22 protein-coding genes and 1 pseudogene are annotated in these 18,429 nt (G+C 62.9%); 20 read left to right on the top strand and 3 right to left on the bottom strand.

Going from position 1 to position 18,429, the window contains the following annotated elements; translation table 11 throughout:
- The first annotated feature begins 543 nt into the window (after nucleotides 1-543).
- From ECTPHS_RS15005 to ECTPHS_RS12430, 3 genes and pseudogenes are all read left to right on the top strand, one after another.
- Nucleotides 544-981 carry a DNA methyltransferase gene (locus tag ECTPHS_RS15005; RefSeq protein WP_210386929.1) on the top strand — a complete coding sequence of 146 codons (438 nt, stop codon included), beginning with the start codon at nucleotides 544-546 and terminating at the stop codon, nucleotides 979-981.
- Nucleotides 959-1,882, top strand: coding sequence for a hypothetical protein (locus tag ECTPHS_RS12425; protein ID WP_008933102.1), 924 nt, complete (start codon nucleotides 959-961; stop codon nucleotides 1,880-1,882). The genes ECTPHS_RS15005 and ECTPHS_RS12425 overlap by 23 nt, the downstream gene beginning before the upstream one ends.
- Nucleotides 1,883-2,031: 149 nt before the next feature.
- Nucleotides 2,032-2,259, top strand: a pseudogene (locus tag ECTPHS_RS12430) (type II toxin-antitoxin system Phd/YefM family antitoxin); the annotation flags it as partial.
- A 357-nt stretch (nucleotides 2,260-2,616) separates the two neighbouring features.
- On the opposite strand, the gene ECTPHS_RS12435 reads toward ECTPHS_RS12430, so the two are convergent.
- From ECTPHS_RS12435 to ECTPHS_RS12440, 3 genes are all read right to left on the bottom strand, one after another.
- Nucleotides 2,617-3,018, bottom strand: a complete 402-nt coding sequence (locus ECTPHS_RS12435) for a PIN domain nuclease (protein ID WP_008933104.1) — start codon at nucleotides 3,016-3,018, stop codon at nucleotides 2,617-2,619.
- Nucleotides 3,015-3,209, bottom strand: coding sequence for a type II toxin-antitoxin system VapB family antitoxin (locus ECTPHS_RS14350; protein WP_008933105.1), 195 nt, complete (start codon nucleotides 3,207-3,209; stop codon nucleotides 3,015-3,017). The genes ECTPHS_RS12435 and ECTPHS_RS14350 overlap by 4 nt, the downstream gene beginning before the upstream one ends.
- 295 nt (nucleotides 3,210-3,504) lie before the next feature.
- Nucleotides 3,505-4,296, bottom strand: a complete 792-nt coding sequence (locus ECTPHS_RS12440; RefSeq protein ID WP_008933106.1) for an inositol monophosphatase family protein — start codon at nucleotides 4,294-4,296, stop codon at nucleotides 3,505-3,507.
- Nucleotides 4,297-4,392: 96 nt separating this feature from the next.
- Between ECTPHS_RS12440 and trmJ the strand changes: the two genes are divergently transcribed.
- From trmJ to bamB, 17 genes are all read left to right on the top strand, one after another.
- Entirely contained in the window at nucleotides 4,393-5,142 is a 750-nt protein-coding gene (gene trmJ, locus ECTPHS_RS12445; protein WP_008933107.1) for a tRNA (cytosine(32)/uridine(32)-2'-O)-methyltransferase TrmJ, read from the top strand.
- 72 nt (nucleotides 5,143-5,214) lie between these two features.
- Nucleotides 5,215-6,018 carry a serine O-acetyltransferase gene (cysE, locus tag ECTPHS_RS12450; RefSeq protein WP_008933108.1) on the top strand — a complete coding sequence of 268 codons (804 nt, stop codon included), beginning with the start codon at nucleotides 5,215-5,217 and terminating at the stop codon, nucleotides 6,016-6,018.
- 55 nt (nucleotides 6,019-6,073) lie between these two features.
- Nucleotides 6,074-6,577, top strand: coding sequence for an Rrf2 family transcriptional regulator (locus tag ECTPHS_RS12455; protein ID WP_008933109.1), 504 nt, complete (start codon nucleotides 6,074-6,076; stop codon nucleotides 6,575-6,577).
- A complete protein-coding gene (locus ECTPHS_RS12460) occupies nucleotides 6,574-7,821 on the top strand; it encodes an IscS subfamily cysteine desulfurase (protein WP_210386930.1) in 1,248 nt (415 codons plus the stop codon). The genes ECTPHS_RS12455 and ECTPHS_RS12460 overlap by 4 nt, the downstream gene beginning before the upstream one ends.
- Nucleotides 7,822-7,881: 60 nt before the next feature.
- Nucleotides 7,882-8,286 carry a Fe-S cluster assembly scaffold IscU gene (gene iscU, locus ECTPHS_RS12465; protein ID WP_008933111.1) on the top strand — a complete coding sequence of 135 codons (405 nt, stop codon included), beginning with the start codon at nucleotides 7,882-7,884 and terminating at the stop codon, nucleotides 8,284-8,286.
- Nucleotides 8,287-8,303: 17 nt separating this feature from the next.
- Nucleotides 8,304-8,627: an iron-sulfur cluster assembly protein IscA gene (gene iscA / locus ECTPHS_RS12470; RefSeq protein ID WP_008933112.1), complete on the top strand. Its 324-nt coding sequence runs from the start codon at nucleotides 8,304-8,306 to the stop codon at nucleotides 8,625-8,627.
- Nucleotides 8,620-9,189, top strand: a complete 570-nt coding sequence (hscB, locus tag ECTPHS_RS12475) for a Fe-S protein assembly co-chaperone HscB (RefSeq protein WP_008933113.1) — start codon at nucleotides 8,620-8,622, stop codon at nucleotides 9,187-9,189. Before iscA ends, hscB begins: the two co-directional genes overlap by 8 nt.
- Before the next feature lie 44 nt (nucleotides 9,190-9,233).
- A complete protein-coding gene (gene hscA / locus ECTPHS_RS12480; protein ID WP_008933114.1) occupies nucleotides 9,234-11,105 on the top strand; it encodes a Fe-S protein assembly chaperone HscA in 1,872 nt (623 codons plus the stop codon).
- 24 nt (nucleotides 11,106-11,129) lie between these two features.
- Nucleotides 11,130-11,468 (top strand): ISC system 2Fe-2S type ferredoxin, encoded by a 339-nt coding sequence (gene fdx / locus ECTPHS_RS12485; RefSeq protein ID WP_040405983.1) that lies wholly within the window; start codon nucleotides 11,130-11,132, stop codon nucleotides 11,466-11,468.
- A 17-nt stretch (nucleotides 11,469-11,485) separates the two neighbouring features.
- The gene (gene iscX / locus ECTPHS_RS12490) at nucleotides 11,486-11,683 is read left to right on the top strand and encodes a Fe-S cluster assembly protein IscX (protein WP_040406000.1); all 198 of its coding nucleotides are present in this window, start codon (nucleotides 11,486-11,488) and stop codon (nucleotides 11,681-11,683) included.
- A gap of 204 nt (nucleotides 11,684-11,887) precedes the next feature.
- Complete coding sequence (gene ndk / locus ECTPHS_RS12495) at nucleotides 11,888-12,319, top strand: nucleoside-diphosphate kinase (RefSeq protein WP_008933117.1); 432 nt, start codon at nucleotides 11,888-11,890, stop codon at nucleotides 12,317-12,319.
- 93 nt (nucleotides 12,320-12,412) lie between these two features.
- Nucleotides 12,413-13,534, top strand: a complete 1,122-nt coding sequence (locus tag ECTPHS_RS12500) for a bifunctional tRNA (adenosine(37)-C2)-methyltransferase TrmG/ribosomal RNA large subunit methyltransferase RlmN (protein WP_008933118.1) — start codon at nucleotides 12,413-12,415, stop codon at nucleotides 13,532-13,534.
- The gene (pilW, locus tag ECTPHS_RS12505; RefSeq protein ID WP_008933119.1) at nucleotides 13,531-14,298 is read left to right on the top strand and encodes a type IV pilus biogenesis/stability protein PilW; all 768 of its coding nucleotides are present in this window, start codon (nucleotides 13,531-13,533) and stop codon (nucleotides 14,296-14,298) included. The genes ECTPHS_RS12500 and pilW overlap by 4 nt, the downstream gene beginning before the upstream one ends.
- A gap of 1 nt (nucleotide 14,299) precedes the next feature.
- Complete coding sequence (locus ECTPHS_RS14105; protein WP_050814267.1) at nucleotides 14,300-15,253, top strand: helix-turn-helix domain-containing protein; 954 nt, start codon at nucleotides 14,300-14,302, stop codon at nucleotides 15,251-15,253.
- A gap of 66 nt (nucleotides 15,254-15,319) precedes the next feature.
- On the top strand, nucleotides 15,320-16,615 hold the full coding sequence (gene hisS / locus ECTPHS_RS12525; RefSeq protein WP_040405991.1) for a histidine--tRNA ligase: 1,296 nt from the start codon (nucleotides 15,320-15,322) through the stop codon (nucleotides 16,613-16,615).
- A gap of 28 nt (nucleotides 16,616-16,643) precedes the next feature.
- Nucleotides 16,644-17,279, top strand: coding sequence for a tetratricopeptide repeat protein (locus tag ECTPHS_RS12530; protein WP_008933122.1), 636 nt, complete (start codon nucleotides 16,644-16,646; stop codon nucleotides 17,277-17,279).
- Nucleotides 17,279-18,429: outer membrane protein assembly factor BamB (gene bamB / locus ECTPHS_RS12535; protein WP_040405993.1), on the top strand; the 1,151-nt coding region annotated here is incomplete at its 3' end. The genes ECTPHS_RS12530 and bamB, both read left to right, overlap by 1 nt.

An 18,429-nucleotide genomic window follows, 5' to 3' on the forward strand; every position in this document is an offset into this window, starting at 1 on the left:
GGATACTCCAGAAGCAACCCCCAAGTTTGCGTGAATCAGGTCTGTGGCGTGCATCGGTTTTTTCGTGGCTCTTTTTCGGCTTAGTCACCTTAAGAATCACGATCTTGCCGGTGCATGTCCACCCCGCCTTCCATTATCCCACTGTTTTAAAAGGAATTATGCCTGCGAAAACGTGGGGATACTCCAGGCTCAGAGCTGGCTTGGGCCGAAGTTCATCAAGTCCTCAAATTACATGGCTGGAAATATAAGGCTGCGCATATTTGGGATAAAGGCGTTGGCCATGTTGCCGGAAACTGCAATGGAGATACGATTAGAGGATTTCCAGTCGTAACAGAAATATGTGTCCAGTATGTGAGAGATGTTCAGCTCCGCGATTATGAAGGCCGCCCTTGCTCAATAAAGGAGTGGCTAAGAAGCGAATGGCTGCGGAGCGGTTTGCCACTTTATAAAACAAACGAGGCCTGCGGTGTCAAAAACGCTGCTACACGAAAGTATTTCACGCAGTGTCATCTCTGGTACTTCCCGCCCCCGGAGAAGATGGAGATGTTGGCCGATTATGCTAACAAACATGGTGCGCCGACAAATAGGCCGTATTTCTCTCTCGATGGGAGAACCCATCTAACAGCAATGAAGTGGGAGCGAATGCGCGCAAAATGGAATCATGTCCACGGTGTCACGAATGTATGGCAGGAGCCAGCTGTACGGGGTAAAGAACGAATCGTCCGAAAAGGAATGAAATCACTACATGCTAACCAAAAACCATTAAAGTTAATGGAGCGGATTATCGGGGCCTCAACTGATCCGGGCGATGTGGTGTGGGAACCCTTTGGGGGGCTCTGCTCTGCAACCGTTGCATCTCTCATGACGGGGCGGCAGTGCTATGCCTCAGAGCTCATCCCGGAGTACTTTGACGTCGCTTCTCAAAGAATAAATGAAATATACCAGGAGCTCCCGCTGTATGAGAGAAAGAAAAATTCCTAATCCCCCATCCGCGACGGAGCCGGAAAAATCGTGGGAGCATTATGACCTTTTCGAGTCGGTAAAGAAGGCAATATTCTCATTGCCTTCTCGGTTTGAAAGTTCATTGAATATCGATGGTGTCCTAGCTACTGACCTTTTCGCTTTTAATTCGTCTCTTGGTGCAACGATCGAGCAGCAAGTTGTTGACTCGCTGAACAAGCTACGTTCTGTCTGGGATCCTGAGCAACACTACGCACTTTACGAGTTCGAACGCCAACCGCAGACATTCCCTGATGTAGTGCTAAAGGCAAGCGCCCCCGACGTGGAGCCAACTGTCCTTATGGGGATTGAGCTGAAAGGATGGTATGTGCTTGCAAAGGAGAAAGAGCCCAGCTTCAGGTACAAGGTAACGCCGGCAGTTTGCGCGCCAGCCGATCTTCTCGTAGTAGTTCCGTGGGCACTTTCGAATGTAATTTCAGGGTCGCCGATCGTGTTTGAGCCCTTTGTTATGGGTGCGCGACATGTAGCGGAGTACCGAAACTGGTACTGGAAGCATAAGAGAAAAGGGTCATCGGACAGAAATATTGAGCTCTCCACTGTAAATCAATTCTACCCGACTAAATCAGATATGATTTCCGACCGTCCTGCCAGCGATAGCGGAGGAAACTTTGGAAGGCTGGCCCGCGCTGGTATCATGGAAGAATATATTGCACAGCTCTTCGAAGAAAAATTAGCAGGAATTCAACTATCCGCTTGGCAGCGCTTTCTTTCCATATTCACCGAAGGAGTGACCGATAAAGATATTGATGCTGCCCTGCAAAAGATTGCGGACAACGTTGCGCGTACCGTAGATGATCCCGAGGCTTCAAAGAGACTGGCTGAAAAATTCCGTGAGATCGCTAATCTCATAGAAGGAGACTGAACTGCTAACAAAGCGTCAACGCGGACCGGCTTTTCCGCTAGCGCTCCAAAGCCGGCCGGTTACGCTAAACGTTATGCTGGGCGTTCATCTTGACCTGCGTATTCAAAAGCGTACACTTGGTGAGAGTTTTAACACTCAAGAGGTGCGTCATGACCGCAATCTCAGCAACTGAGGCGCACAGCAACCTTTATCGGTTGATTGACGAGACCGCCGAATCCCACCAACCAATCATCATCATGGGTAAGCGGAACAAGGCTGTCCTGGTCTCCGAGGAAGACTGGTCTGCAATCCAGGAAACGCTTTACCTGCTCTCCGTACCGGGTATGCGGGAGTCTATTCGTGAGGGAATGGACACCCCCGTGGATGGATGCGATGAGGTGCCAGCTTTGATTCATGAATGCTCCCCCTGCTCACTTGCAGAGGTATGGTTTGACGAAGATGACGGCAATATCTATCTAAACTTGAACAGGGTCGCCACAGAGGAAGATTTGGAAAACGACAGTTATCTTGAGTGTGAAGGGCAGACAATAGAAACCGTTCAGATCCAGGTTGCGTTCTGCCCTTATTGTGGTGAAAAGCTGTCGGTCGGTAAGGAAATTGTTGTACCCAACTTCCAGCACTACAACTTCGGCAGAAAGAAATGAGCACTCATGATCTGTCAGTCAACTTCGCGTCTGCGGCGCTGGACGGCTTACACTACGCTCCGCTCCGTTGTAGCCCCGGTTATTGAGGCGTTACGTTCCCGGCAGCGCTGAGACCAGGCCGAGATGATCAACAAAAGGAATGAAATCGCGGTCAGTGAAAAGCAAGGGCAACTTCTGTTCAATGCAGTAAGTCGCAATAATCACGTCCGTAGTTTTTCGGATTGTCATTCCTTTTTTGCGCAGTGCTCGGTAATTCTCTGCGCACTTCTCGGGCATGTCTTTTCCAAACATTTCAAGCTGGTCCAGCGTCATTAGGCTTTGCTTGGTCGTGCGGTATTCCCGGTCGTCCCGGATTCCCTGAAGAATTTCCAGAAATATCAAATCCCCCATGGCAACGACGCCCTCAACAATAGCAGCGTCAAGAGCATCGGTGTGCCGGCTCTGAGTGCCGTTAAGGTAGTCGATCCAGACACTAGTATCGACCAATATCATTTGCCGCCTCGCATTTCGTCAAGGTCGCCTTCCCACTTGATTCGACCTCGGAGCTTGCGAATTTCCTGCTGCTGGCTACGTCGCACCAGAAGCTTAAGCCCTTGTTCTACAACTTCTCTTTTAGTGCTCAGGCCAGAGGCTTTAAGGGCATCCATCATTAGCTTGTCATCTATAACAATGTTGGTTCTCATAAATCACCTATGTGTATTAATATCTGCTATATACACACCCTATCATAGGCAAAGAAACATAACAATCGGATTCACAGCGGGTTCGAAAGCCGCTATCCTGCGCAGCATCAATCCTTCCTGCACTGGATCGGTTTTTCGGATGACGAAATCCGGGCGCGGGAGTGACGGCGATAGCACGCCGCGCAAAGCGCGGCGTGTCGGGCCATTTGGAAGCCCTGGTATGGCATTGGCCGAGGATCAGGAAGATGGGGGGTATTCGAGGAATGGGTTTCCCGGCCGAGAACCCCGTGCAATTTCACGCCCGGTTCACCACCGGACTGAGCCGCTGCAGCATGCCCTTGAACACCTTGGGGCCGGCGGCCACCACGTTGCCGGTGGCCAGATAGTCGGGGCCGCCCTTGAGGTCGCTCACCAGACCGCCGGCCTCCTGCACCATCAGTACGCCGGCCGCCATGTCCCACTCGTGCAGGCCGATTTCCCAGAAACCATCCAGTCGACCGGCGGCCACGTAGGCCAGATCCAGTGAAGCCGCCCCGGCGCGACGCACACCGGCGGTGCCCGGCAGCAGGGCGCTCAGGGTGCGCAGGTAGTAGTCCAGGTTCTGGTCTTCCCGGAAGGGGATGCCGGTGCCCAGCAGGGCGCCGGTCATGTCCCTGGGCTGGGTCACGCGAATGCGCCGGCTGTTGAGGGTGGCGCCGGCGCCGCGGCTGGCGGCGAACAGTTCTTCCTTGACCGGGTCGTAGACCACCCCGTGTTCCAGGCGCCCCTTTTGTTTGAGGGCGATGGAGACCGCGTATTGGGGGATGCCGTGGAGGTAGTTGGTGGTGCCGTCCAGGGGATCGATCACCCACTGGAACTCCTCGTTGCTGCCCTGAGTGCCGCTTTCCTCCGCCAGGATGGCGTGACCGGGGTAGGCCCGGTGGATCACGCGTATAATCTCCCGCTCCGCCATGCGATCCACTTCGGTCACGAAGTCGTTGGGCTGCTTGTCCTGGACGGTGAGGGTATCAAGCCGGTCCGCATGACGTACGATGACCTGTCCCGCGGCGCGGGCCGCCTTGACGGCGATATTGAGCAAGGGATGCATGGAAGACTTCCGGGATGAGCTGGGAAACAGGGCCGCGACCGTGCAGGCCGCGGGGAGATCAAAGAAGAAACACAGCCATAGATGATAACTGAACCCATGGAATTACTGAATCCGATCCGGATCGTGCTCGTCAATACCTCCCATCCGGGCAATGTGGGCGGGGTGGCCCGGGCCATGAAAAACATGGGCCTGTCGGACCTTCGGCTGGTGGCCCCCCAGGATTATCCCAGCGCCGAGGCCACGGCCCGGGCTTCCGGGGCCGATGACCTGCTGGCCGGTGCCCAGGTGGTGGATGATCTGGACGAGGCGCTGGCGGGTTGTCGTCTGGTGCTGGGTACCAGTGCCCGTCAGCGCACCCTGCGCTGGCCCGAACTGGACCCCAGGCAGGCGGCGGCCAGACTGCTCGAAGCCGTCCCGACGGGGCCGGTGGCCGTGCTGTTCGGGCGAGAGCGGACCGGGCTGACCAATGAGGAGCTGGATCGCTGCCAGGCCCTGATCCATATCCCGGCCAACCCGGAATACAGCTCCCTGAATCTGGCGGCCGCCGTGCAGGTGCTCAGTTACGAGCTGCGCATGGCCGCCCTGGCCCATGCCCCCGCATCGGCACCGGCGCCCACCGGTGGGGAACTGCCCGCCAGTCATGAAGAGCTGGAGCGGCTGTATGCCCATCTGGAGGAGACGCTGTTGTTGCTGGAGTTTCTGGATCCGGACAACCCCAGGCACCTGATGCGGCGGTTGCGGCGCCTGTTTGCCAAGGCCGATCCCACCATCAACGAGGTGAATATCCTGCGGGGCATCCTGACCCAGGCGGCCAAAGGCCCACCGAAACACTCTGGCAAGCCCTGAAGATCGGGGTACAATGGCTCCAAAAAGACCCATGCCGGCCGTGTTTCCGCGGGCCGGCCATCAGGACCCTTCATGTTCCAACGCCTGCGCGACGATATTCGCTGTGTCTTCGACCGGGACCCGGCCGCCCGGCATACCTTCGAAGTGCTCACCACCTATCCGGGGCTGCATGCCCTGCTGCTGCACCGCCTGAGCCATGGGCTGTGGCGCCTGCGCCTGTGCTGGCTGGCCCGCTATCTGGCCTTTTTGGGGCGCTGGCTGACCGGAATCGAGATTCACCCGGGGGCCACCATCGGCCGACGTTTCTTCATTGACCACGGCATGGGGGTGGTGATTGGCGAGACCGCCGAGATCGGTGACGACTGCACCCTCTACCACGGCGTGACCCTCGGCGGCACCTCGTGGGGTAAGGGCAAGCGTCATCCCACCCTGGAGAACAACGTGGTGGTGGGGGCGGGGGCCAAGATCCTCGGCCCCATCCGCATCGGCGAGGGGGCCCGGGTCGGTTCCAACGCGGTGGTGCTGCGGGATGTGCCTCCCGGGGCCACGGTGGTCGGTATTCCCGGGCGCATCATCACGCCCAGAAGTGACGAGGAGCGACGCCGGGAGGACATGGCCCTGAAGATGGGGTTCGATGCCTACGGCACCACCCAGGACATGCCGGATCCGGTGGCCACGGCCATTACCCGCATCCTGGATCATCTGCATACCCTGGATCAGCGCATGGACGAGAACTGCCATGCCCTCAAGGCCCTGGGGGCACAGGTGGATGACTCCCACATTCAGGAGATCCAGGCGGATGAACTGGGGGATTTGGCCGGCCCGTCCGCTCAGGGGCAGGACAGTGCCGAGTCACGGCGGGGCGTTAATACTTGACCAAAAAGATAAGGTATTGTTAGCATACCCGGACGGATCATACGGGAGAGAGGCAATGAGACTGACAACGAAGGGGCGCTATGCCGTGACGGCAATGCTGGATCTTGCGATCCACAACGACCAGGGACCGATATCCCTGGCGGATATCTCGGGCCGACAGGGTATCTCACTATCCTATCTGGAACAACTTTTTGCGCGCCTGAGAAAGCGCGGTCTCGTGGTCAGTACCCGCGGTCCCGGCGGGGGCTATACCCTGAGCAGACCGGCGAATGAACTGGCCATTGCCGATGTCATTTCGGCGGTGGACGAGAAAGTGGATACCACCCGCTGCGGCGGCACCGTGGACTGCCAGGACAGCCATCGCTGTCTCACCCATGATCTGTGGTCCGATCTGAGCGCCCAGATCCACAATTTCCTGGCCAACATCACCCTGGCCGATGTCATGCGCCGCAACGGCGTTCAGGAAGTGGCCGCCCGTCAGGACAGCATCATGTCACGCCAGCCTTCCGGTGCCCGAAGTGGCGCCGGCGCCGGGCTTGCGTCCCAGTCCGTGGAATGAACAGGCCCAGGAGTGAAGCCGTGAGCGAGAACAACCGACCCATCTACCTGGACTATGCCGCCACCACCCCGGTGGATGAACGGGTGGCGGAAAAGATGGCCCGCCATCTCACCATCGACGGCCTGTTCGGCAACCCTGCCTCCCGTTCCCATCCCTTCGGCTGGGAGGCGGAAAAGGCGGTGGAGGAAGCCCGCGAGCAGGTGGCTGCCCTGGTGGGCGCCGACCCCCGGGAGATCGTCTGGACCAGCGGCGCCACCGAGGCGGACAACCTGGCCATCAAGGGCGCGGCCCATTTCTACCAGAAGAAGGGACGCCATATCGTCACCATGAAAACGGAGCACAAGGCCGTCCTGGACACCTGTCGCCAGTTGGAGCGGGAAGGCTTTGAGGTGACCTACCTGGACCCGGAGCCCAATGGCCTGCTCGACCTGGGCCGCCTGGAGGCCGCCCTGCGTGACGACACCGTGCTGGTGTCCGTGATGCACGTGAACAACGAGATCGGCGTGATCCAGGACATCGAGGCCATCGGCAATCTCACCCGTGCCCGCGGCATCCTCTATCACGTGGATGCGGCCCAGTCCACCGGCAAGGTGGACATCGATCTGGCCAGGCTCCCCGTCGACCTCATGAGCTTCTCCGCCCACAAGAGCTACGGCCCCAAGGGCGTGGGTGCCCTTTATGTGCGTCGCAAGCCCCGGGTGCGGATCGAGGCCCAGATGCATGGCGGCGGTCATGAGCGGGGCATGCGCTCCGGTACCCTTGCGCCCCACCAGATCGTCGGCATGGGCGAGGCTTTTCGTATCGCTCGGGAGGAGATGGCCCAGGAAAACCAGCGTCTGCGCCTGTTGCGCGACCGTCTCTGGGCCGGCCTGTCGGACATGGAGGAGGTCTATCTCAACGGCGATGCCGAGCGCCGCGTGGCGGGCAGTCTCAATGTCTCCTTCAATTTCGTCGAGGGCGAGAGCCTGATCATGGCGCTCAAGGATATCGCCGTGTCCTCCGGCTCCGCCTGCACCAGTGCCAGCCTGGAACCTTCCTATGTGTTGCGCGCCCTGGGCCGCGACGACGAACTGGCCCACAGTTCCATCCGTTTCTCCGTCGGGCGCTATACCACCCAGGAAGACATTGATCGCACCATCGCCCTGGTCCGCGGGGCGGTACAGAAGTTGCGCGAACTCTCGCCGCTCTGGGAGATGTATCAGGAAGGCGTGGATCTGAAATCGGTGGCGTGGGTCGCCCATTGATCCCGCGCAGTGCCTGCCCCGCGGGGCGTGAAGACATTTTATTTGGAGAGGTAACCGGAAATGGCCTACAGCGACAAAGTCATTGACCACTATGAAAATCCCCGCAACGTGGGTTCCCTGGACAAGGCGGACCCCCAGGTGGGGACCGGCATGGTGGGCGCCCCGGCCTGCGGGGATGTGATGAAGCTGCAGATCCGCGTCAACGACGCCGGGGTCATCGAGGAGGCCATGTTCAAGACCTATGGCTGCGGTTCCGCCATTGCCAGTTCCAGCCTGTTGACCGAGTGGGTCAAGGGCAAGACCCTGGAGGAGGCCGCGGCCATCAAGAACACCGAGATCGCCGAGGAACTGGCCCTGCCGCCGGTGAAGATCCATTGCTCGGTGCTGGCCGAGGATGCCATCAAGGCCGCCATTGCCGACTATCGCAAGAAATCCGGCGGCGCGATCGACGCTGAAACCGCCTGAGAAGGAGAGCAAGAGTCATGGCCATCACATTGACCGACACCGCCGCCGACCGGGTGCGCAACTTCATGGAAAAGCGGGGCAAGGGCATCGGCCTGCGCCTGGGTGTGAAGACCACCGGTTGCTCCGGCATGGCTTACATCATGGAGTTCGTGGACGAACTGGACGAGGGTGATACCGTCTTCGAAGACAAGGGCGTGAAGGTGGTGATCAACCCCCGCAGCCTGGTCTATCTGGACGGCACCGAACTGGATTACACCCGTGAAGGCCTTAACGAAGGGTTCCGGTTCAAGAACCCCAACGAGAACTCCCGCTGCGGTTGCGGAGAGAGCTTCAATGTCTGAGCCGGGGGCGTCCAGCGGTCCGTTGCTGGATTTCGGGCGGGATTACTTTGCCCTGCTGGGCCTGCCGAGGCAGTTTCGCATCGATCGGGAGGCCTTGTCCCGGGCCTATCGCACCTTGCAGACCGAACTGCACCCTGACCGCTTTGCCAAGGCGCCGGAGGCACAGCGCCGTCTGGCGGTGCAGGGGGCGTCCCATGTGAACGAGGCTTATGCCACCCTTCGGGACGACACCCGGCGGGCACGCTACCTGCTCGGTCTGCGGGGCGTGGCGGTGGATGACGACCGGGCCACCGCCACCGATCCCGACTTTCTCATGGACCAGATGGCGCTCCGCGAGACCCTGGAAGCGGTGCCGGATGCCGCCGATCCCTTTGCCGCCCTGGATCGGGCGGCGGCGGACATCGATGATCGTCACGATGCCCTGATCAGGGCCTTCGAGGCCGCCTGGGCCGCCGATGACCTGGAACAGGCCCGGGAGCAGGTCCTCAAGCTGCGGTTCTTCAATCGTCTGCGTGAGGAGCTGGAGCGCATCCGCGAGCGTCTGGAAGACGACCTGCCCTGAACCGGGGTATCCCCCAGAAACCATCAAGACGGATTCAACTTGCCATGGCGCTATTGCAGATCTCCGAACCCGGCATGTCGCCGGACCCCCATCAGCGACGTCTCGCGGTGGGGATCGACCTGGGGACCACCAATTCCCTGGTGGCGACCGTGCGCAACGGGGTGGCCGAAACCCTGCCCGACGAGGCCGGCCTTCACCTGTTGCCTTCGGTGGTGCATTACGGTACCGAGGGCCGGGTGCTGGTGGGGCATGAGGCCCGGCGCCTGGCTGCCCTGGACCCCCTCAACACCCTGTCTTCGGTCAAGCGCCTGATGGGGCGCGGCGTGGGCGATCTCAAGACCCTGGCCGGGCATGTTCCCTACGATTTCGCGCCGGGCGAGGGCGGCGTGCCCCGCATCCGTACCCAGGCCGGGGAGGTGACTCCGGTGGAGGTCTCCGCCGAGATCCTCAAGGCCCTGCGCGGGCGGGCAGAAGCCTCCCTGGGCGGGGATCTGGACGGGGCCGTGATCACCGTGCCCGCCTATTTCGACGATGCCCAGCGCCAGGCCACCAAGGATGCCGCCCGCCTGGCTGGCCTGAACGTGTATCGTCTGTTGAACGAGCCCACCGCCGCCGCCATCGCCTACGGTCTGGATCAGGGCCATGAGGGCCTGATCGCCGTGTTCGATCTGGGTGGGGGGACGTTCGATATCTCCATCCTGCGCCTGCACAAAGGGGTGTTCGAGGTCCTGGCCACCGGCGGCGACAGCGCTCTGGGGGGGGACGATTTTGACCGCGCCATCGCTGCCTGGATGATGCAGGAGGCGGGCATCGAGGGCGACGCGGGGCATCACCGCATGCGCCAGCTCATCCTGGACGCCTGCGCCGTCAAGGAAGCCCTCACCGATCGTGATGAGGCCCAGTTGCGGGTGGCCCGCTCGGACTCCGAATACTGGACCGGCTGCATGACCTGCCACCAGATGAACTGTCTCATCGACCCCCTGATCAGCAAGGCCCTGTCCGCCTGCCGGCGGGCGATGCGGGATGCCGGGGTGAGCCGCGAGGAGATCACCGACGTGGTCATGGTGGGCGGTTCCACCCGGGTGCCGAGGGTGCGGGAGCGGGTCGGGGAGTTTTTCGGCCGCGAACCCCGCGTGGACATCGATCCGGACAGGGTGGTGGCCGTGGGGGCCGCCCTGCAGGCGGACATCCTGGCCGGTAACAAGCCCGGCGACGAGATGCTGCTGCTGGACGTGATTCCCCTGTCCCTGGGCATCGAGACCATGGGCGGCCTGGTGGAGCATCTGATCCCCCGCAATACCACCATCCCCGTGGCCCGCGCCCAGGAATTCACCACCTTCAAGGATGGTCAGACGGCCATGGCCCTGCATGTGGTTCAGGGCGAGCGGGATCTGGTGGACCACAACCGTTCCCTGGCCCGTTTCACCCTGTCCGGGATTCCGCCCATGGTGGCGGGGGCCGCCCGGGTGCGAGTGACCTACCAGGTGGATGCGGATGGCCTGCTCAATGTGACGGCCCGGGAAATGGTCAGCGGGGTACAGGCCGGCATCGAGGTGAAGCCGTCCTACGGTCTCACCGACGGCGAGATCCAGTCCATGCTCACCGATTCCCGCAGCCATGCCGCCGAGGACATGCAGGCCCGTCGCCTGCGGGAACAGCAGGTGGAGGCGGACCGGGTCCTGGAGGCCCTGGAATCGGCCCTGGCCGCCGATGGGCATCTGCTGGATCCGGACGAGCTGGAGGGCATCCGCGCGGCCAGCCGCACATTGCTGGAGGCGCGCCGGGGAGAAGATCACGAGGCCATCCGCCGGGCCATTGCCGAGGTGGAGAAGGCCGGCGAATCCTTCGTCGCCCGGCGCATGAACGAGAGCGTCCGCAAGGCCATGTCCGGCCATCGTGTCGAGGAATTCGAATAAACCCAGCTGGGAGTGAACGACCACATGCCGCAAATCATCTTTCTTCCCCACGAGGAGATCTGTCCCGAGGGGGCTGCCGTCGAGGTGGAGTCCGGGACCTCCATCTGCGATGCCGCCCTGGCCAACGGCATCGAGATCGAGCATGCCTGCGAGAAGTCCTGTGCCTGCACCACCTGCCATGTCTATGTGCGGGAGGGACTGGACAGCCTTGATGAGGCCACCGAGGACGAGGAAGACCTGCTGGACCGGGCCTGGGGCCTGGAGCCGGATTCGCGCCTCTCCTGTCAGGCCCGCGTGGGGGATCGGGATCTGGTGGTGGAGATTCCCCGTTACACCATCAATCAGGTGTCCGAGCATCACTAGGAGGCTGCCCCATGAGCTTGCAATGGACCGATAGTCTGGACATCGCCCTGGCCCTGCAGGAGGCCCATCCGGACGTGAATCCGACCCAGGTGAATTTCGTCGACCTGCGCAACTGGATCATGGCCCTGCCGGATTTCGAGGATGATCCGGCGCGTTGCGGCGAGCGCATCCTGGAGGCCGTGCAACTGGCCTGGATGGAGGAGTACGACGGCTAGGGTCGCCGTTCTCCCGCGATTGGTTTTTCCTTCCGGAGCCGGGCTTGTCCGTGCCGCCTTCGGTGCCGGGTCATTGTCTGTCACCCGCCCCGCAAGGTAACATTCCCCCTCTGCATCACGATGCAATCTTCTTCCCTTGACGCAGGTCATGACGGCCTGCGTTGCAATCTTGCACTTCCATATCCCATATCGGAGTTCCATTCCATGGCTGTTGAACGCACCATTTCCATCATCAAGCCCGATGCCGTCGCCAAGAACGTGATCGGCGAGATCTACAGCCGCTTCGAGAAGGCCGGCCTGCGCATCGTTGCCGCCCGCATGATCCAGCTCAGCCGCGAACAGGCGGAAGGCTTCTATGCCGTGCACAAGGAGCGCCCCTTCTTCAATGATCTGGTGAGCTTCATGATCAGCGGTCCGGTGATGGTGCAGGTTCTGGAAGGCGAAGACGCCGTTGCCAAGAACCGTGAACTGATGGGTGCCACCAATCCCAAGGATGCCGCCCCCGGCACCATCCGCGCCGATTTCGCCGACAGCATCGACGAGAACGCCGTGCACGGCTCCGATGGCGCCGACACCGCCGCCCAGGAAATCGCTTTCTTCTTCAAGCCCGAAGAACTCTGCCAGCGCACCCGCTGACGGACGGCGTCACGCCGAACCGGGGGCGGGTTTGCCCGCCCCCGGCAGGGGCTTGCCCCACAGCTTTTCCGGCCACCGCCGGTGGACAGATCCATGAATGAAAGTACCAAGACCAATCTGATGGGCATGACGCGGGAGGAACTGGCCGGGTTCTTCGTCGCTCACGGCGAAAAGCCCTTCCGTGCCGTGCAGGTGCTCAAGTGGATCCACCAGCGGGGCATCACTGATTTCGCCGCCATGACGGACCTGACCAAGGGTCTGCGGGCCTGGCTGTCAGAACATGCCGAGGTCCGTGCCCCCGGAATCGTCATGACCCAGGCCGCCCGCGACGGCACCCACAAGTGGTTGCTGCGGCTGGATGACGGCAACTGCATCGAGACCGTGTTCATTCCCGAGGAAGGTCGCGGCACCCTGTGCGTGTCCTCCCAGGTGGGCTGCGCCCTGGACTGCAGCTTCTGTTCCACCGCCCGTCAGGGTTTCAACCGCAACCTGACCGCCGCCGAGATCATCGGCCAGCTCCATGCCGCCCGCGGCCATCTGCAACCGGAAGAGGGGCAGAGCCGGGTGGTGAGCAACGTGGTGCTCATGGGCATGGGCGAACCCCTGCTCAATTTCGAACCCGTGGTGGCGGCCATGTCCCTGATGCTGGAGGACAACGCCTACGGCCTGAGCAAGCGCCGTGTCACCCTCAGCACCGCCGGCGTGGTGCCGGCCCTGGACCGGCTGCGCGAGACCGGTCTACAGGTGGCCCTGGCCCTGAGCCTGCATGCGCCCAATGACGCCCTGCGCGATCAATTGGTGCCCCTGAACCGCAAGTACCCCATCGCCGACGTGCTGGCGGCCTGCCGTCGTTATGTGGGCAACGGGGGGCATCACAGCCGGGTCACGGTGGAATACGTCCTGCTCGACGGGATCAACGACAGCCAGGCCCAGGCCCGGGAACTGGCGGCCCTGTTGCAGGATGTGCCCTGCAAGGTCAATCTGATCCCTTTCAATCCCTTTCCGGAAAGCCGTTACCGCCGCTCCAGCGGTGCCGCCATCGACCGGTTCCGGGACATCCTGGTGCAGGCCGGTTACACCACCATCACGCGCCGTCCCCGCGGCGACGACATCGACGCCGCCTGCGGTCAGCTGGTGGGACGGGTGGAAGACCGGAGTCGCCGTGTGATGCGCTTTGCCGCGTTGGAGAACCCGCCGGGAGCCGCGCCACCATGAAGCCGACCCTTGTTCTGCCCGGTCTGATGCTCTGTACCGGCCTGTTGCTGGTCGGTTGCGCCGTCACGCCCCAGGTCCAGGAGCGTGAACAGCGTGCCGCCCAGGTGAACATGGAACTGGGTCTGCACTATATGCGCAACAATCAGCTGGAGCAGGCCAAGGGCAATCTGGATCGTGCCCTGTCCCAGGATCCCGGGTCCGGCCAGGTTCACGCCGCCTACGCCCTGCTGCAGGAGCGGCTGCGTGATCCCCGGCTGGCGGATCGTCACTTCCGGCGCGCCCTGGATCTTGAACCGGGGAATGCCCTGGTACAGAACAACTACGGGACTTTCCTGTGCCGGCAGGATCGCCTGGACGAGGCCGATCGGGCGTTTCGCGCCGCGGCGGACAATCCTCTTTACGCCACGCCCGAGGTGGCCTGGACCAACGCGGGCATCTGCATCCTGAAAAAGCCGGACGAGGAGCAGGCGGAGCGCTATTTCCGGCGGGCGCTGGAAAGCAATCCGCGCCATATCCCCGCCTTGTATGAGATGATGCGCCTGACTTTCGAGCGCGGACGCTATCTTCAGACCCGTGCCTATCTGCAGCGCCTGACGGAACAGATGCCCCACACCCCGGAGACCCTCTGGATCTGCTATCGGGCCGAACTGGAATTGGGCAATCGGGATGCCTCCGGGGTCTGCGCCCTGCGCTTGAAGAACGATTTCCCGGACTCAGAACAGACCACACGATTGCTGGAAACCGAATCCCGTGGCAGAAGATAGAATGCAACAAGAAGACTGGGGTACGCACTCGCCCGCGGCGGCTTCGCCGGGTGCGTTGCTGCGGGCCGCCCGCGAGCAGGCCCGCATGGCTCGGGAGGATCTGGCGGCGCGCCTGCATCTGCCCCTGCGAACCCTGGAAGCCCTGGAAGAGGATCGTTTCGAACAACTGCCCGAGCCGCCCTATGTGCGGGGTTATCTGCGCGGCTGCGCCAAGATCCTGGAAGTGGATGCGGAGCCCATGATCAGCGCCCTGGAGCAGGCTACCGGCGCCCTTCGGGAGCGACTGGAGATCGCGCCCTCGCTCGCCTCCGGCGACGACAGGAGCACGGTGCGCACCACGGCGACCGCCGCTCCCGCCGCTTCGGGCGGCGCGGGTCCCTGGGTCATCATCATCGGCGTGGTGCTGCTGGCGGCATTGATCCTCGGCCTGTTCCTGTTCTCCGGCGACCTGTTCCGTGATCCGGCGCAACCGGAGGCCGGTGGCGAGGGGACCGCGCCGGTAAGCGCCGAACCCTCGGTTCCGTCGCTTCCCGCCCGGATCGTACCGACCCTGGAAGCGCCGGAGTCGGAGTCCCCGGCCGTCGAGTCCGCCGCTCCCGCCCCGGCAACCCCGGAACCGCCCCTGGCGCCGCCCGCCGCGACGCCGGCAGCGCCTTCGCCCGAGGCCATTGCGGCGCCCGTCGCCACCGAGCCGCCGCCACCGGCGGGGCAGGGGCGCCTGGTATTGCGCTTCGAGGAAGACTCCTGGGTGGAGATCACCGATGCGGGAGGGAATCGGCTTCTGGTGGGTCTGATGCGCAAGGGGTCCGAGCGTCGCATCGAGGGGGCCGTGCCCATCCGGGTATTCCTGGGTAACGCCCCGGGGGTTCGTCTGACCTTCAATGGTCAGTCCATGGACATGTCCGGAGATACCCGGGCCGACAACACCGCCCGTTTCACCGTGGGGCGGCGCTGATAGCGTCGTCCGCCGCCGGCGTCATCCGCGCCGCCGTTCCGACCGTTTGACACAGATCCGAGATTGATGAGCAGGCAGATTAGATCCATCCGGGGGATGCACGACATCCTGCCCGAGTACACAGGCGCCTGGCAGTGGCTGGAATCCCGCATTCGGGATACCTTGAGCAGTTACGGCTATCAGGAGATCCGCCTTCCCATCGTGGAGAGCACGGACCTGTTCGCCCGTTCCATCGGCGAGGTGACGGATATCGTCTCCAAGGAGATGTACACCTTCGAGGATCGCAACGGCGACAGCCTGACCCTGCGTCCCGAGGGTACGGCGGGTTGTGTCCGGGCCGGAGTGGAGCATGGGCTGTTGCACAATCAGCAGCAGCGACTCTGGTACATGGGTCCCATGTTCCGTCACGAGCGGCCCCAGAAGGGCCGCTACCGCCAGTTTCATCAGATCGGTGTTGAAGCCTTCGGCATGGAAGGCCCCGACATCGATGCCGAACTGATCCTCATGACCGCGCGCATGTGGCAATCCCTCGGGCTTCGGCAGGTGCGCCTGGAGCTGAACAGCCTGGGGTCCGCGGAGGCCCGCGCCGCCTATCGCGAGCACCTGGTGGCCTATTTCCAGGCCCATCAGGACCAGCTGGACGAGGAATCCCGCCAGCGGCTGCACACCAACCCCCTGCGCATTCTGGACAGTAAGAATCCGGACCTGCGGCCGCTGATCCAGGCGGCCCCGAGCCTGCTGGACCATCTGGACGCGGCTTCAAGAACCCACTTCGAGACCCTGCAGGCCATCCTGACCCGGGCCGGCGTCGAATTCACCATCAATCCCCGTCTGGTTCGCGGTCTGGACTACTACGGCCGGACCGTGTTCGAGTGGATCACCGATGCCCTGGGCGCCCAGGGTACGGTCTGCGCCGGTGGCCGCTATGATGGTCTGGTGTCCCAGCTCGGCGGTCGGGCCACGCCGGCGGCTGGTTTTGCCATGGGCGTGGAACGTCTGCTCAGCCTGCTGGAAGACGATGGCGGCCTGCCCCAGGCCGCGCCGCCCCAGGCGTATCTGGTCCTGGCGGGGGAGGAGACCGTGACGGCGGGCATGGCCCTGGCCGAGGCCTTGCGCTCGGCCGTTCCGGAGCTTCGGTTGCTGGTCAATTGCGGCGGCGGCAGTATCAAGGCCCAGCTCAAGCGTGCCGATCGCAGCGGCGCGGCGGTGGCGCTGATCCTGGGCGAGGCGGAACTGGCGGCCGGACAGGTGTCCGTCAAACCGTTGCGCGACCCGGAGCGTCCCCAGGTCACGGTCTCCATGACCGACCTGAGTGAACGTCTCCCCGAACTGCTGGGGCTGTCGGGCCACATCGATTTCTGAATCCGCACAATCTTAAGGAGAATGATCCATGTCCTACGCGACCGACGAGGAACGCGTCGAGGCCATCAAGCGATGGTGGAAGGAGAACGGTACCGCCGTGATCCTGGGTCTGGTGGTGGGCCTCGGCGGTGTCGTGGGCTGGCGTCTGTGGACGGGCCATGTGGAGTCTCGCGCCGTGGATGCCTCGGAGATCTACATGGCCATGGTGTCCGCCGCCCGGCAGGGCAGCGAGATCGCCCACGACCATGGCACGACCCTGATGGAAGGCTATCGCAAGACACCCTATGCGGCCCTGGCGGCCCTGGAGCTGGCACGGCTGGCGGTGGAGCGGGATGACCTGGTGCTGGCGGAAGGGCGTCTGCGCTGGGCCATGGCCCAGGCCCGCACTCCGGAAATGGTTCAGGTGGCCCGGACCCGTCTGGCTCGGGTCCTGATTGCCGACGGCCGTGCCCAGGATGCCCTGACACTGCTGGAGGACCCGGTGCCCGAAGGTTTCCTGGCCCTGGTGGAAGAGCTGCGGGGGGATGCCCATCGCGCCCTTGGGGATCATGCCCGGGCCCGGGCCGCCTATGACCGCGCCATGCTGATTTCGGGTGGACTTTCCGACTATCTGCAGATGAAGCGGGATGCGCTCAACACCCCGGTCGAGGTGACTGGTTCATGATGCCGCGACTGCTGGCCGTACTGCTCGTCACCACCTTGGTCAGCGGCTGCGGGCTGTGGAGCCGGGATACCGCGGAACCGCCCGCGCCATTGCCCCGGATCGAAGCGGAGGTGACGCCCCGGGTGTTGTGGAGCCGCAATACCGGCTCCGGCGCGGGCAAGTCCTATCTCCAGCTTTCCCCCTACCTGGGCCGGGATCGCATTATCGTCGCCGGTGCCGACGGGCGGGTTTCCGCCTGGAATCTGGAAGACGGCGCCAGCCTGTGGCGGACGAACCTGCGGGTACCCGTCACCGGCGGGGTCAACGGCGGCAGCCAGGTGGTGGTGGTGGGCACCGGGCGCGGGGAGGCCATCGCCCTGAGCCCGGAGGATGGCCAGGAACTGTGGCGCCGGATGCTTTCCAGCGAGGTCATGGCCGTGTCCGAGGTGGAACAGGGGCTGGTGGTCGTGCGGACCAACGACGGCCGCCTCCATGCCCTGGATGTCCTGACCGGCGAACCGCGCTGGCTGGCGGGACGCAGCACCCCGGCCTTGAGCCTGCGGGGGGCCGGTACCCCCTTGATGCTGTCCGGGCGTGTCCTGGCGGGATTCGACAATGGTCGGCTCGCCATGTTCGGTCTGGCCCGCGGTAACGTGATCTGGGAAACGGCCCTGGCCATCCCCAGCGGTCGTTCCGAACTGGAACGCATGGTGGATGTGGACGGCGAGCTGGACCTGGCCGGCGGGGTGGTTTACGGCGCGGCCTATCAGGGCCGGGTGGCCGCCTTCAGCGTGGCCGATGGACGTACCCTTTGGCAGCGGGATCTGTCCTCCTATCGCGGTGTCACGGTGGCGGGCGACCTGTTGCTGCTCACCGACGCCTTTGGCCATGTCTGGGCCCTGGACCGCCGCAACGGCGCCACCCTCTGGCAGCAGGATCTTCTGCGGCTGCGGGGGGTGACCCTGCCGGTGCCGGTGGACAGCCATGTGGTGGTGGGTGATTACGAGGGCTACCTGCACTGGCTGGCCCCCGAGGACGGTACCCTGGAGGGCCGCATCCGTACCGACCGTAACGGCATCATGGGGGTACCCCAGGTGCGTGCCGGTGTCGTCTACGTCCTGGGGCGGGGGGGCAACCTGAGTGCCGTCACCCTGCGTTCCCGGGATGATTC

The organism is Ectothiorhodospira sp. PHS-1 (genome assembly GCF_000225005.1).
Taxonomy (GTDB): Bacteria; Pseudomonadota; Gammaproteobacteria; order Ectothiorhodospirales; family Ectothiorhodospiraceae; genus Ectothiorhodospira.

Bases quoted from the DNA above. Each gene is read 5' to 3' on its own strand.
- ECTPHS_RS15005 (WP_210386929.1), top strand. From the start codon at position 544: ATGTTGGCCGATTATGCTAACAAACATGGTGCGCCGACAAATAGGCCG.
- ECTPHS_RS12425 (WP_008933102.1), top strand. From the start codon at position 959: ATGAGAGAAAGAAAAATTCCTAATCCCCCATCCGCGACGGAGCCGGAA.
- ECTPHS_RS12435 (WP_008933104.1), bottom strand. From the start codon at position 3,018: ATGATATTGGTCGATACTAGTGTCTGGATCGACTACCTTAACGGCACT.
- ECTPHS_RS14350 (WP_008933105.1), bottom strand. From the start codon at position 3,209: ATGAGAACCAACATTGTTATAGATGACAAGCTAATGATGGATGCCCTT.
- ECTPHS_RS12440 (WP_008933106.1), bottom strand. From the start codon at position 4,296: ATGCATCCCTTGCTCAATATCGCCGTCAAGGCGGCCCGCGCCGCGGGA.
- trmJ (WP_008933107.1), top strand. From the start codon at position 4,393: ATGGAATTACTGAATCCGATCCGGATCGTGCTCGTCAATACCTCCCAT.
- cysE (WP_008933108.1), top strand. From the start codon at position 5,215: ATGTTCCAACGCCTGCGCGACGATATTCGCTGTGTCTTCGACCGGGAC.
- ECTPHS_RS12455 (WP_008933109.1), top strand. From the start codon at position 6,074: ATGAGACTGACAACGAAGGGGCGCTATGCCGTGACGGCAATGCTGGAT.
- ECTPHS_RS12460 (WP_210386930.1), top strand. From the start codon at position 6,574: ATGAACAGGCCCAGGAGTGAAGCCGTGAGCGAGAACAACCGACCCATC.
- iscU (WP_008933111.1), top strand. From the start codon at position 7,882: ATGGCCTACAGCGACAAAGTCATTGACCACTATGAAAATCCCCGCAAC.
- iscA (WP_008933112.1), top strand. From the start codon at position 8,304: ATGGCCATCACATTGACCGACACCGCCGCCGACCGGGTGCGCAACTTC.
- hscB (WP_008933113.1), top strand. From the start codon at position 8,620: ATGTCTGAGCCGGGGGCGTCCAGCGGTCCGTTGCTGGATTTCGGGCGG.
- hscA (WP_008933114.1), top strand. From the start codon at position 9,234: ATGGCGCTATTGCAGATCTCCGAACCCGGCATGTCGCCGGACCCCCAT.
- fdx (WP_040405983.1), top strand. From the start codon at position 11,130: ATGCCGCAAATCATCTTTCTTCCCCACGAGGAGATCTGTCCCGAGGGG.
- ndk (WP_008933117.1), top strand. From the start codon at position 11,888: ATGGCTGTTGAACGCACCATTTCCATCATCAAGCCCGATGCCGTCGCC.
- ECTPHS_RS12500 (WP_008933118.1), top strand. From the start codon at position 12,413: ATGAATGAAAGTACCAAGACCAATCTGATGGGCATGACGCGGGAGGAA.
- pilW (WP_008933119.1), top strand. From the start codon at position 13,531: ATGAAGCCGACCCTTGTTCTGCCCGGTCTGATGCTCTGTACCGGCCTG.
- ECTPHS_RS14105 (WP_050814267.1), top strand. From the start codon at position 14,300: ATGCAACAAGAAGACTGGGGTACGCACTCGCCCGCGGCGGCTTCGCCG.
- hisS (WP_040405991.1), top strand. From the start codon at position 15,320: ATGAGCAGGCAGATTAGATCCATCCGGGGGATGCACGACATCCTGCCC.
- ECTPHS_RS12530 (WP_008933122.1), top strand. From the start codon at position 16,644: ATGTCCTACGCGACCGACGAGGAACGCGTCGAGGCCATCAAGCGATGG.